Raw genomic sequence first — 12,894 nt, forward strand, 5'->3', positions numbered from 1 at the left:
CCAGCGGTTCGGACGATGGCTTCGCGATACAACTTTGGCGTCTATCACTGGCGACGACGGGTCCGTTCGATAGCCGCCGCGCTCGTCGCCGCCGTCCTCGGCGTCGCCGTTCGACGGCGGACGAACGACGCTCGAGTTCGGCTGGCCGCGGCCGGGGCGACGTTCGGCGCGGCCGTTTACACCGTCCGCGTGCTGCGACGCCTCCTGTCGCCGCCACCGTGGGCGCTCGAGCGAGCCAAGTACGACGCGCTGGCGGTCCGCCTCCCTCTCGCCGACGCCGATCTGGTGCTCGACGTCGGCTGTGGCACCGGCCGGTCGCTCGTGGGTCTCGCACCGTCCGTCTCGCCCGACGCGGACGTGATCGGGTTCGACGTCTTCGACGATCGGATCATCCTCGGGAACGGCCCCGCGCTCGCCCGCCGGAACGGGTCCCGCGCCGGCCTCGCGGTGACGCCGGTCGCCGGCGACGCGGCGGCGCTGCCGTTCGCCGACGACTCGATTCCACTCGTCACCGCCTGTCGCGTCCTCCACGACCTCGAGGCGCCGGCCGCGGATCGAACGCTGCGCGAGATCCGTCGCGTCTGCGAACCCGACGGAACGCTCGGGGTTCTCGAGTTGCCGTTGACCCCCGACGGCGTTTCCCGTCACCCCGAGCCCTACTGGACGGATCGCGTCACCGCGGCGGGCTTCCGGATCGAGTCGCTCGAGCGACTCGAACGCGATACCGGGGCCCCCTATCTCGTGATCGTCGCGACGCCGCGAATCGGGAACGACGGGTAGCCCGCCCGCCGTCGGCTCCCGTCGGCCGGACCGCCGGCCGGCACCGCCTCGAGACGGTCACCGGAAACGGACTACTTAACGGAACGTACAAATCCTTTATTCCGAGGTTCGTGGTTAGCACCCGTTGTGGGAGATAATGACAAACACATGCTGCGATCGCCGCCGGTTCCTCGCCGTCGCGGGGGGCGTGACCGCGACCGTTGCGGGCTGTCTCGGCGGTCCGGGTGGGAGTGACTCGGGCGATACCGCCGACGGCGAGCCCGCCGTCACCGACGTCTCGCTGCTGCTCAACTGGCGGATCAGCGGGCTGCACGCGCCCTACGTCGCGGCCCGTGAGAACGGATTTTACGCGGACGAGGGGTTCGAGAGCGTTGATATCGAGAGCGGGGACGGCTCGGACTTCGCCGCGAACCAGGCCGGACTGGGGAACGTCGAGTTCGCGATCACGAGCGCCGATCAACTGCTGAACGTCAACAGCCGCGGGCTCTCGCCGCGCTGCGTCGCGGTCGTCATGCAGCGCAACCCGAACGTCGTCTTCGCGACCCGCGACGGGTTCGGCGAACTGACCGATCCCGGGCAACTCGAGGGGGCCACGGTCGGTAGCGGTCCCGGCATGGTCCGCCAGATGACCGAGGCGTACCTCGAACACCACGGCGTCCTCGGGTCCGTCGACTACGTCGACGCCGGGTTCGACACCGTCCAGCAGCTGCTCGCGGGCGACCTCGACGCCGCCGGCGGCGTGTTCGGCGACGTCGTCGACGCCGAACAGCAGGGCGCGACCGTCGACGTGCTCTCGATCGACGAGACGATCCGCTCGTACGGCCACCTCGTCGCGACCGACGCGGAGTTCGCCGAATCGAACGAGGCGACCGTCCGCTCGTTCCTCCGCGCGACCGCGCGAGGCGCCGTCTGGGCGAGTACCAACCCCGCTGACGCGATCGCCTTCCTCGTCGACGCCCAGCCCGAACTCGAGGAGGTCCGCGAGAATCAGGCCGACAAGTGGGACCGGATGCACGCCGAGTACATGTTCTCGGAGACCGTCCGCGAGCGCGGCTGGGGATACAGCGAATCGAGACCGTGGACGGAGACCTACGAGACGCTCGCGGCGGCCGACGTCTTCGAGGACGACGTCGATCCCGAAACGGTGTGGACGAACGACTACCTCGACGATGAATCCGAACACATCGCCGACTACGCGGCGCGGGTCGAGTCCTAACCGCCCGCGAGCCTCGAGGCGCGCCGCGAACCGGCGGCCGACCGAGGGACGGCGGATTCGACGGCGTCGATGGAGCGCCAGCGAACCGTCGTCGAGACGGGACCGAGATCGATGACCGATCGACGTACGGAGTCAGTGGCCGACGGCGGGACGGAATCGATGTCCGAGGGGGACGGATCGAGAGCGGGAGCGATGCCCGACGAACGGACCGATACGAACCGCCGCCCGATCCGGACGCCGTCGATCGGGCGATCGCGATCCGTTCGCGATCGAGCCGCGCCCGTCGGGAAACGCGTCGGACCGCCGGCGTTCGTCTTCGTCGTTCTGCTCGCCGCGTGGCAGGCGGCCGTCGTCGTCACCGGGCTCCCGACGCTGATCCTCCCGTCGCCGACCGACGTCGCGACCGCGCTGCTCGAGACGTATCCGACCTTGCTCGGCGATGCGGTCGTGACGGGCGTCACCGCCGCAGCGGGGCTGCTCGCCGGCGGTCTCGTCGGCTTCGCGCTCGCGTTCGGGATGACTTACTCGCGGACGGCGACGCGGACGCTGGTGCCCTACGTCGTCGCCTTACGGATCGCGCCGCTGATCGCCGTCGCGCCGCTGCTGTTCCTCTGGTTCGGCCGCGGAATCCCGGCGCGGGCGCTGCTCGTCGCGACGCTGACCGTCTTTCCGATGACCATCGCCGCGCTCGACGGGCTGCGGGAGACGCCGGCGCCGTACCTCGACCTCGCCGACTCCGTGGGCGCGTCGCGGCTCGAGACCTTCCTGTTCGTCCGCGTGCCGGTCGCCGCGCCGAGCGTCGTCGCCGGGTTCAAGATCGCGGCCACGCTGTCGGTCATCGGCGCGGTCGTCGCCGAGTTCGTCACGCTCCGGGCCGGACTGGGCTACCGGGTGTTCGACACGGCGACGTACCTCGAGACGGCCGAGACCTACGCGGCGCTGGTCGTCCTCTCGGCACTGGGCGTCGGGTTCTATCTGGTCCCGGTGGCGCTCGAGCGATTGCTGTGGTCGGCTTCCGAACGATAGTCTCGAACGGTAGCGGCTCTCAGATGCGCGTGCCGGTTTCGACACCGCGTAATGGAACGCGCGTCTCCGGCACCGAGGACAGGTAGAAGATCGCCCCGAACGATACGGACGTCTAGATCGGGTTAGGGCACCTCACTCACGCGTTCGTACACGCCCTGGACGACGGCGATCCGGTCTTCTTCGAGGTTCCGGACGACGTTCGCCGCTTTGACCGGCGTTTCCGCTCCCATCAGGAGGTTGAGTCCGAGCGGTGGCGGCGCGTCCGCCGGCCGCGATCGCATCGACTCCACCACGTTCCGAAACCACTCGAGGCTCGGCTCCGTGACGTCCCTCCAGGCGATCTCGTCGAAGCCGCGATCGAGGACGATCTCCCGGAGTCGCTCGGGCGGATCGAGGTAGCTGAGGGATCCGTCCGACGACCAGGGGACCGGGAACACCGGCTCGCCCCCGGAGCCGGCACAGATTTCGTACAGTGCGAGCGTACCCCCTGGTCTGCAGACGCGCCCCGCTTCCTCGACCGCCGCTCCCGTGGCCTCGACGTTCAGCAGCGTGTGCTCGAACCAAACGACGTCGAACGCCTCGTCCTCGAACGGCAGGTCGAGGGCATTTCCGCGCTGGAAGCGGACGGTGTCGGTCAACCCCACTCGATCGGTAAAGAGCGTCGCAGCCCGACAGTACTCCTCGACGATATCGATTCCGACGACGTCGCAACCGAACTCGGAAGCGAGGGTGCGAGCGGGCCCGCCGATCCCACACCCGACGTCGAGGACGCGAGAGCGGGCTTCGACCCCCGCGAGGTCGGCTACTTCTCGGGTCGCCTCGCGGCCGCGGATGTGGAACTCGTCGAACGACGCGATATCGTCCCGAGTGAGCGCGTCGACGTCTTTCCCGGCGGCTTCGAGGGCGACGAGGATTTCGTCGCCGAGGTCGGTCGCTCCGTAGTGTTCGTTCAAGGCCGCTTCGCGGGGGCTGTCCGCTTTCGATTCGTCGCTCGTCATGATCGTACCCTCTCTCGGCAGGAGACGTCACAGTGGCCGGCCACCGCGTTGCTCCCGTTCTCTCTTGAGTTGAGTTCGGACGGTTCCATTCTAGATGGCTACGGTCTCAGGCACGATAGCGTTTACACGACCGTCGCGAATTCGCGGGTAGTTTCGTCTCAACACAAGAGGCGCGAGATACGCTCTCTGTATGCAGCAGTCGGATTTCGACGGACGGCCGGTGATCGGTAATCGTTCCGGTAACTGCTTCGCCCGTTCTCGTCGCGGGATTCGCGTGTGACGACGAAGAAGGACCATAAACGGCGACAACTACTTACCGCGATCAACCCGTCGCCTCGAGCCCCAGCCACCGCCTCACGCCGCGCTGGACGAGCACCACCGTCCCGTACAGCGACAGTCCCAGCGCCAGCAACACCGCGAGCGCCGCGAGCATGACGTCCGGGCGGACGTTCTCCGAGCCCATCAGAATCAGAAAGCCCAACCCGCGGTCCGCGATCACCCACTCCGCGACGACTGCGCCCACCACCGCGAGAGTCACCGACTGCTTGAGCCCCGCGAAGACGTCCGGCAGCGCGTACGGGAGGTCGACGTAGACGATCCGCTCGAGCGGGCCGGCGTCGACCGACCGCAGCAGATCGCGGTGGGCCGACGGCGCGCGCTCGAGGCCGGCGGCGGTGCTCAGCACGAGCGGGAAGAAGGTGATGAGCGCGACGAAAACGACGGCGGTCTCCGTTCCCGTCCCGAGGTAGATCAACAGCAGCGGCGCGACGGCGAGCTTCGGCAGGACTCTGACGGCCACCAGATAGGGGTAGACCGCCGTCCGGAACCAGGGGAGGTAGGCGACCAGTACCGCCAGTAGGAAGCCGGCCGCGATCCCGACGCTGCCGCCGTAGAGGACTTTCTCGAGGGTGTACCACGCGTTGTGGACGTACAGCGTCGGGTTCCCGACCAGTCGGGCGACGACGGCGCCGGGCGCGGGCAGGACGAACGCCGGCACGTCGCCGACGACCGCCACCGCCCACCAGCACAGCGCGGCGACGGCCAGCGCGGCGGTCGGGAAGAAGACGTCGCCCGCGAGCGTCCGTATTCGCGTCGTCATCGGTCTCGCCCCCGATCTCGCTCTCGTCTCTGATCTCGCCCCAGATCCCGCTCCCGGTCTCGGTCGTGGGCCTCGTGGAGCGTCCGTCGGACGGTCGCGACCTGTTCCTGGAACGCCCGCGAGCCGAAGACATTCGCGTCCCGCGGTTCGGGCAGATCGATCTCGTAGTCGGCCTCGATCCGGCCCGGTTGTCCGCAGACGACGAGACAGCGATCGGCGAGGAACACTGCCTCGGGGACGCTGTGGGTGACGAAGACGACCGTCTTGCGCTCGCGGCGCCAGACGTCCCGGATCTCGACGCCGAGTTCGTCGCGCGTGATCTCGTCGAGTTCGCCGAACGGCTCGTCCATCAGGAGTACGTCCGCGCCGAGGTGGAGCGCGCGGGCGATCGCGACCCGCTGGCGCATCCCGCCCGAAAGCCGCGCCGGCCGCGCGTCCGCGAACCCCTCGAGGCCCATCGTCTCCAGCAGCGCCCGCGCGTCGGTCTCGTCGGGCTCTTCGCCGGCCAGCCGCCGGAGAAAGGTGACGTTCTCGAGGGCGGTCTTCCACTGGAAGAGGGTGTGGCGCTGGAAGACGAAGCCGAGGTCGGCACCGGCCTGTGCGGCCGCGGGCGGCTTCCCGTCGATGCGCACGCGGCCGGTCGTCGGCGTCTGGAGGCCGCCGATCGTCCGCAGCAGCGTCGTCTTCCCGCAGCCCGACGGGCCGACGACCGTGACGAACTCGCCGTCGTCGATCCGGAGGTCGACGTCTTCGATCGCGGTGACGTCGTCGAACCGAACCGTGACGTCCGCGAGGTCGATCACGCTTCATCACCGAGCAGCGAACCCTGCGCTAAGGCCGTTCGGAGGCGGTCCCACATCTCGGCTCGGTGCCAGCCCCAGCCGCGTTCGCGGACGGCGTCGCTGGTGCCGACGTCGGCCGCCGCGCGAGCGAACGTTCGCCGAATTCGCTCCGGCGGGTCGTCGCTCTCCGCGGCGATTCGCTCGGCCGCCGGGCCGGGATCGCGACGCGCCGCGGCCCAGCCGCCGGTCGTCCCCGCGAGGACGTTCGCGATCTCCCGCGTCCGCTCGTCGAGCGTCCGCTCGCGGACGACGATCGTCGGCCCGTAGACCGGGAAGTGAGCGGTGATCGGGAGCACGTCGACGGTCGCTCCCTCTCGCTCGAGCTCTCGCGGGTCGGCGATCGATCCGGTCACGACGTCGGCCTCGCCCCGACGGAGGGCGTCGCGCTCCTCGCCGTTCGTATCGACGACTGCGACGTCCTCGTCGACCGCGATCTGCGAGAGAAAGAGTCGTCCGAGCAGGCGCGTCTCGGCGTTCGGCGGCATGCCGACCCGTCGGCCCTCGAGCTGGTCGACACTCCGCAGCGGCTCGCCGAACACCTCGCGGACGGTGTAGAGGACGGTCATCGCCCGCTGGTAGCAGAGCGCGACCGGAACGATCGGCTCGCCGGCAGCGCGGGCGCGGACGACCGTCGCGGCGCCGACGACGGCGAGGTCGGCCTCGCCCGAACGCACTCGCTCGAGCGCTCGCCGGGAGCCGTCTCGGTGATCGATCCGGACGTCGACCCCGAACGCGTCGTACCACTCGGCCGCGATCGCCGCGTAGATCGGGACGTGGAGGGCGTTCGGCCGCCAGTTCAGCGCGAATTCGATCGGCGAGTCGGACGGCGCCGCCGCCTCGGACCGCGGTTCCGTCGCCGTGCCGCCGCGGAAGCTCTCGGCGAGTTCGAGCAGCGCCCGGGCGTGACTCTCGTAGGTCGCTTCGATCGTCCGCTCGACGTCAGCGACCGGTCGCCACGCGGTCCGCGGTCGACCGCCGGACGCGGCCGTGCTGACGGTCGTCCGTTCGACCAGGTCGCGGGACTCGAGTCGCGCTATCGCCTCGCTGATCGACGTTCGGTTCGTCCCGGTGCCGATCTGCAGGCGAACGTTCGTGGTCGGATCGGTCTCGCGCTCGGCCCGCAAGAGTAGGTACGCGAGGATTCGGGCCGGCGTTCGCCCGACCCCGGCCGCGATGCTGTCGACGATCGGGTCGTCCTCGTCGTCGAGTACCCAGACGGAACGCGTTCGCATGGGATGTGGTACCGATCCACCCCCTACTGCATAAGGCTAGCACTACGCGCGGGAAGCGAAACCGAACACGGCGCCGCCGACGCACCGGGTGTGTGTTCGGATGCGCCGCCGGTGACTGGCCTCCGCGGGGTTCGGTTACCTTACGGAATAGCACATTCGATTAGATATTCATTTCTGCTGTCTCCATATCAGTTTAGATATTATATTTTGATGCCGATTCTATTGATAAGTATTATCCAAACACGTGGTGGTCCTCTATGTGTGGTGGTAACATGAGTCAGACACCAACCGCGTCGAACACGAGACTCGCAGAACGAGGCGATCTGGCGACGGCGCTCGGCGTCGATACGGCGGGTGAGGAGGACGTAACGTGGACGACCCTCGCGGGGCGGGTCGAACCGCGGTCCGATTCGACGTTCGCCTCGAGGGGGGCGACGATCCGAGACGATCTCGGCGACCGACTCGATCCCGACCTGATCGAGCGGGAACGCGATCGAATCGCGGCCGAAATCGGTCGCTTGCCGGACGTCCGCGAGGCGGGCGTTCCGGACGAGCCCGAGGGACTGTATACGGAGGTCGCCGAACCCGGTTGGCGCCCCTATGACCACCTTCTCGAGGCGGGATTCTTCGAGCGCCTCGACGAGACCCTGCCGCGGTTCACGGCCGAGCACGTCGAGACCACGGCGCGCGAACTGGTCCTGACGGATCGGCTCTCGTCGGCGCTCGACGACGCGGGCTTCGACGAGGGGGAGAAGACGGCGCTGCTTTCGGCCGTCGCCAACGACAGCGAACGGCTCTCGCGGTGGGTGCCGTCGAATCAGATCCCGGACGACGTCGAGTTCGACACGTCGACGATTCCCCCGTTACATCAGCGGGCGATGGGCGGGGCGCTGCTGTGGATCCGCGGTCTCGACAGACACCTCTGGCAGAACGAGGTGCTCGTCACCGAGGAGATCCTCGACGATGCGGCGTGGTACGTCAAGGCGATGCTGGGCGGCCTGTTCGTCTCGGCGACCGCCGCTCACGATCTCGCCACAGCGGAACGGTTCACGGACGAACAGCTGACCGCCGCGCTCACCGCGGGGACGGCCGTACAGATCGTCAGTCAGGAAGAGCTGCTGCACGCCGTCTTCTACATCACGGACGAGATGCGCGCGCCGAGCGAACTGAGGTGATAACCCATGGCACTTCGAAACGACAGGGCCGTTCAGGCCGCACGCGACATCGAACTGGTAGAGATCGACGACGGCTATACGCTGGTCGGTGGTCCCGAGGAATCGATCACGCAGCAACACGACAGCGACCGGATCCCGGAGGTCGACGTCGATCAGGAGATGCTGAGCAACTCGGGCGAGGATCCGGAATCGTGGCTGATGTACGGCGGCAACTACGAACAGCACCGAGTCACGACCGCCGATCTCATCACGCCCGACACCGTCTCCGACCTCGAGCTCGAGTACGAGCTGTCGGTCGGCACCGGCTCGAGCATGGAGGGGACGCCGATCGTGGTACCCGGCGATCCGCCGGTCATGTACCAAACCAACGGGCCGAATCACATGAAGGCGATCGACCCCCGCGAGGGGGAGGTCCTCTGGAGCTACACCTACGCGGTCCCGATCGGCGTCGAACTCTGCTGTGACGACAACAACCGCGGGGCCGCCGTCTGGGGCGACAAGGTCTACATGACGACGCTCGACTCGGGCGTCGTCGCGCTGAACCGGTACACCGGCGAAGAGGAGTGGTACACGAGCACCGCCGATCACGAGGTCGGCTACTCCGCGACGTGGGCGCCCGTGATCCACGACGGAACGATCTACACCGGAAGCGCCGGCGGCGAGTACGGCGTCCTCGGATTCGAGGCCGCGATCGACGCGGAAAGCGGCGAGATCCAGTGGCAGACCGACACGCTCCCCGAGGACGAGTGGGTCGGCGCGAGCCGGGAACACGGCTGCGGGACGACCTGGATGACCCCGACGATCGACGAGGAACGGGGGGTCCTCTACACGGCGGTCGCGAACCCCGGACCGGACTTCGACGGAACGGTGCGGCCGGGGCCGAACTTCCCGACCTGCGGCACGATCGCGCTGGACTTAGAGAGCGGCGAGTTCCAGTGGGGCTTCCAGAGCAGTCCCCACGACGTCTGGGACTACGACGCGGTCGCGCCGCGAGTGCTGTTGCGCGACGTGGACGTCGACGACGGCCCGTCGGAGATGGTCGTCGGCTCCGACAAGACCGGCTGGGTCTACATGATGGACGCCGAGTCCGGACAGCTCCACGAGCGAAGCCAGGAGATCTGCCAGCACATCAATATGTGGGAGATGATCCCCCACATCAGCGCGGACGAGCGGATCCCGTTCGTCCCCGGCGCGCCGGGCGGCAACGACTGGCAGCCGCCGTCGTACAACCCCGAGACGGGGTACGTCTACGTCGTCCACCAGAACTTCCCGCAGGACCTCTACTGGCGCTACGAGGAGTACAGCGAGGGCAACCCCTACTGGGGCGGCGGCCTCGACGACCCGGCCTCGGAGATGCCCGACGAGTGGAACGAGTCGATCACGGCCTTCGCCGCGGTCGATCCCGCGACGGGCGAGCGCGTCTGGCGCGACTGGATCGAGAGCGAAGACGAGTTCTACATGTGGGGCGGCTCGATGTCGACGGCGACGGGCCTGGTCTTTAACGGGACCCAGAACGGAAATCTCGTCGCCTACGACGGCGAGAGCGGCGACCGCCTCTGGGAGCACGAGTTCGACGTCCCGATCAGCGCCTCGCCGATGAGCTGGTACGACCCCGGCGAGGAGAAGCAGTACGTGGCCGTCCAGGTCGGCGGCAGCGGCTGGCTCCGACAGGGAACCCGCGGCGACACGCTCGCCGTGTTCTCGATGGGGGCCTGAGGGGATCGACAGACGACCAACAACCGACACAGAACACAACTATGACCAACGAACAACGCTCACGCGAGGACGTTTCCCGTCGCGGCGTGCTGAAGGGAACGGCGGCGCTGGCCGGGACGGCCGCGCTCACGGGCCGTGCCGGCGCCTACCGCGACGTCGTCGACTACCCGCTGCCGGCCGCGCAGGGCGACGTCGAGGGCCGGACGCTCTCGCTGCTCGGCATCGTCGGCGGCTGGGTCGGCGTCGCGCCCGCGGAGATCGACGGCGCTTCGAACCCGCCGCTGCGACTGATGGAAGGCGTAGAGAACGAGATCATCTGGACGAACGGCGACGGCTCGCGCCACAACTTCACCATCGGTGACGACCAGGACGAAGTGATCGAGGCGACCGAGTTCGTGGAGGAACAGGGCGAGTCCACCTCGCTCACGATCACTCCCGAGGAGGGAATGGCCCAGTACTACTGCATCCCGCATCCGGTTCAGATGCGCGGTCCGATCGAACTGGTCGATCCGGGGGAGGTCCACGAACTCAGCGTCCGCGTCGAGGACGAGAACGGCGACCCGCTGGGCGCGGAGGTCTTCGTCGGCGATCACCACTCCTTCTCCAACGTCGTCGCCCGAGGGGGTCCGGACCAGGAAGGCCAGAGCGGAGAGTCGCAGGAATTGGAACCGGGCGACGACGAAGGCGGCAACCAGACGGCCAGCAACGAAACAGTCGGCAACGAAACGGCAGGTAATGAGACGGTCGGCAACGAAACGGCAGGTAACGAGACGGCCGGCAACGAAACGGCCAGTGACGGCGTTCAGGAGGAGGAAACGCCGGCCGACGAGGACGCGCCGGCGATCGCCCGTTTCGACATGCTCGAGGACGGCGAGTACGACCTCGAGGTCTGGACCTACGGCCACGAGCGGGTCACCGACACGGTGACGATCGACGGCGAGGACCAGGAGATCACCGTCACGCTACCCGCGACGGATCCGGGCGAACCGACCGAGACCTTCTCGATGCGTCTCGAGGAGGGTCAGTGGGTCGGACAGGAGCCCGAAGCGATCGCCGACCAGACCAACCCGACGCTCGAACTCGAGGCGGACGAGACCTACGCGATCGAGTGGGAGAACGGGATCGGTCGCCACCAGCCCGAGGGGGAGAACCGGGTCTTCGAACCCCTCCCCGGCCACAACTTCGTGATCGCCAGCGGCGGCGACACCAACGAGTGGAACACGTACGTCCGGTCGAACTTCCTCAGCGAGGAGGGCGAGACCCAGACCGTCGAGTTCGTCGCCAACGAGGAGATGGGCGTCTACTTGGACCAGTCGCAACTCGATGCGGTCGGCGAGATCGCCATCGGCGGCGCGGCCAACGGCGAGGCGGTCCCCGCCGGCGACGAGACGGCCGGTAACGAGACGGACAGCAACGAGACGGCCGAGGGAATCGGCAACGAAACAGCTGGCAACGAGACGGTCGACAACGAGACGATCGAAGCCGCCGGAAACGAGACGGAGGGAAACGAGACGCTCGAGACCCCCGGCAACGAGACGGGCGACGACGACTGACGCCGGTCCGCCGTCCGACGCCGATCCGTTTTTTCGGTGTGGCTCCGACGCGCACAGTGCGTCCGCCGGGTCGAAACCCGATCGAGCGCGTCGCACCGTCCGCGTCCGCGGAGTCGCGAGCGAGAGCCGCGCACGTCACGCGTAGTTCGCGATCCAGTAGCCGACGTAGAGCGCGAGCAGCGCCGCGCCGCCCGCCCGCGTCACGCGACCGCGAGCGAGCAACCCGGCGACGACGAGCAGACACGCGGCGAGAAACGGCCAGTGGACCGTCATCACCGCGCCCGCGGTATCGACGGGGCGCAGCAACGCGATGAGGCCGACGTTGGCCGTCACGTAGAACACCGTGCTCCCGACGACGTTCCCCACGGCGAGGTGCGCTCGGCCCTGTCGAACCGGTTCGACGGTGAGCGCCAACTCCTCGATCGAGGCGATAAAGGAGAGCACCGTCGCGCCGAACGCGAGCCCCGAGATGCCGAGCGCCACGAAGATCCCTTCGGCGCTCACCACGGTGAGTCCGGAGCCGACCGTCATGCCGACGATCGCGAGGACGGCGACGGCGAGGCTGAACCGTCCGCTTTTCCCTTCGAGGTCGGGGACGAACTCGTCGAGGTCCAGATCGAGATCGAGGTCGCGATCCGCGCGTCGGTCGTCGCGCTCCGAACCGAGAGCGGGCGCTCGATCGCCACCGTTGGGTTCCGCGCCCGTACCTGCGACCGCTGTCGAGTCCGCCGCTGCGCCCGCCTCCGCGTCCGCCTCGAGGCCGACGACCTCCTCGACCTCTCCCGAGAGCAGGTACGTCGTCTCCGAGCGGCGCTCGCGCCAGAAGATGCCGGCGAGCAGCGGGACGAACAGGACCGTCAGGATCGCGCCATCTGTCCAGTCGAGCGTCCCGTCGAGCGAGAGCGCGAACGCCGGGAGGGGAACGAGGACGAGCAGGAACAGATAGAGTCGCGGGACGTCCATTCGGAAGGGGACGGCGAGCCCCGCGACGCCGACGGCGACCGCGAGGACGAACAGCGACTCACCGAACACCGTTCCGAGCGCGAGATCGGGGAGGTCGACGAACGCCGCCGTGACGCCGAGGATCGCGTTCTCGAGGTCGACGCCGGCGAGCACGACGGCGAGGAAAAAGCCCGAAATACCGAGCGAGACGGCGCTGCGGGCGACGGCCGCGATGAAGACCTCGACGCACCAGATCACCAGCAGGACGCCTCCCAGGAAGAGGGCGGCGAGGCCGACGAGCGCCGCGATGTCCAT

Annotated in this window: 11 protein-coding genes; 6 read left to right on the forward strand and 5 right to left on the reverse strand. The window is 68.3% G+C overall.

All coding sequences use genetic code 11. The annotated features are described in order from the left end of the window. The first annotated feature begins 15 nt into the window (after positions 1–15). The 3 genes from C477_RS18395 to C477_RS18405 all read left to right on the forward strand — a co-directional run bounded on the left by C477_RS18395 (position 16) and on the right by C477_RS18405 (position 3,022). The gene (locus tag C477_RS18395) at positions 16–780 is read left to right on the forward strand and encodes a class I SAM-dependent methyltransferase (protein ID WP_008896046.1); all 765 of its coding nucleotides are present in this window, start codon (positions 16–18) and stop codon (positions 778–780) included. A 136-nt stretch (positions 781–916) separates the two neighbouring features. Beyond that, entirely contained in the window at positions 917–1,996 is a 1,080-nt protein-coding gene (locus C477_RS18400; protein WP_049914660.1) for an ABC transporter substrate-binding protein, read from the forward strand. 192 nt (positions 1,997–2,188) lie between these two features. Then, entirely contained in the window at positions 2,189–3,022 is an 834-nt protein-coding gene (locus C477_RS18405; protein ID WP_169332653.1) for an ABC transporter permease, read from the forward strand. Positions 3,023–3,144: 122 nt separating this feature from the next. Here the strand turns inward: C477_RS18405 and C477_RS18410 are convergent, their stop codons facing one another. The 4 genes from C477_RS18410 to C477_RS18425 all read right to left on the reverse strand — a co-directional run bounded on the left by C477_RS18410 (position 3,145) and on the right by C477_RS18425 (position 7,193). Then, positions 3,145–4,020 carry an SAM-dependent methyltransferase gene (locus C477_RS18410; RefSeq protein ID WP_008896049.1) on the reverse strand — a complete coding sequence of 292 codons (876 nt, stop codon included), beginning with the start codon at positions 4,018–4,020 and terminating at the stop codon, positions 3,145–3,147. A 322-nt stretch (positions 4,021–4,342) separates the two neighbouring features. After that, positions 4,343–5,119, reverse strand: coding sequence for an ABC transporter permease (locus C477_RS18415; RefSeq protein ID WP_008896050.1), 777 nt, complete (start codon positions 5,117–5,119; stop codon positions 4,343–4,345). After that, positions 5,116–5,922 (reverse strand): ABC transporter ATP-binding protein, encoded by an 807-nt coding sequence (locus C477_RS18420; RefSeq protein ID WP_008896051.1) that lies wholly within the window; start codon positions 5,920–5,922, stop codon positions 5,116–5,118. Before C477_RS18420 ends, C477_RS18415 begins: the two co-directional genes overlap by 4 nt. After that, complete coding sequence (locus tag C477_RS18425; protein WP_008896052.1) at positions 5,919–7,193, reverse strand: ABC transporter substrate-binding protein; 1,275 nt, start codon at positions 7,191–7,193, stop codon at positions 5,919–5,921. The genes C477_RS18420 and C477_RS18425 overlap by 4 nt, the downstream gene beginning before the upstream one ends. Positions 7,194–7,465: 272 nt before the next feature. Here C477_RS18425 and C477_RS18430 point away from each other — a divergent pair, with 272 nt between their 5' ends. Genes C477_RS18430 through C477_RS18440 form a run of 3 tightly spaced genes read left to right on the forward strand, consistent with a single transcriptional unit; the run spans position 7,466 to position 11,637 of the window. After that, entirely contained in the window at positions 7,466–8,368 is a 903-nt protein-coding gene (locus tag C477_RS18430) for a hypothetical protein (RefSeq protein ID WP_008896053.1), read from the forward strand. Positions 8,369–8,374: 6 nt separating this feature from the next. Beyond that, complete coding sequence (locus C477_RS18435) at positions 8,375–10,084, forward strand: pyrroloquinoline quinone-dependent dehydrogenase (RefSeq protein WP_008896054.1); 1,710 nt, start codon at positions 8,375–8,377, stop codon at positions 10,082–10,084. Between the two features lie 41 nt (positions 10,085–10,125). Beyond that, positions 10,126–11,637, forward strand: a complete 1,512-nt coding sequence (locus tag C477_RS18440) for a cupredoxin domain-containing protein (protein ID WP_008896055.1) — start codon at positions 10,126–10,128, stop codon at positions 11,635–11,637. A 135-nt stretch (positions 11,638–11,772) separates the two neighbouring features. Here the strand turns inward: C477_RS18440 and C477_RS18445 are convergent, their stop codons facing one another. After that, positions 11,773–12,894: a sodium:calcium antiporter gene (locus C477_RS18445; protein WP_008896056.1), complete on the reverse strand. Its 1,122-nt coding sequence runs from the start codon at positions 12,892–12,894 to the stop codon at positions 11,773–11,775.

The organism is Haloterrigena salina JCM 13891 (assembly GCF_000337495.1).
Taxonomy (GTDB): domain Archaea; phylum Halobacteriota; class Halobacteria; order Halobacteriales; family Natrialbaceae; genus Haloterrigena; species Haloterrigena salina.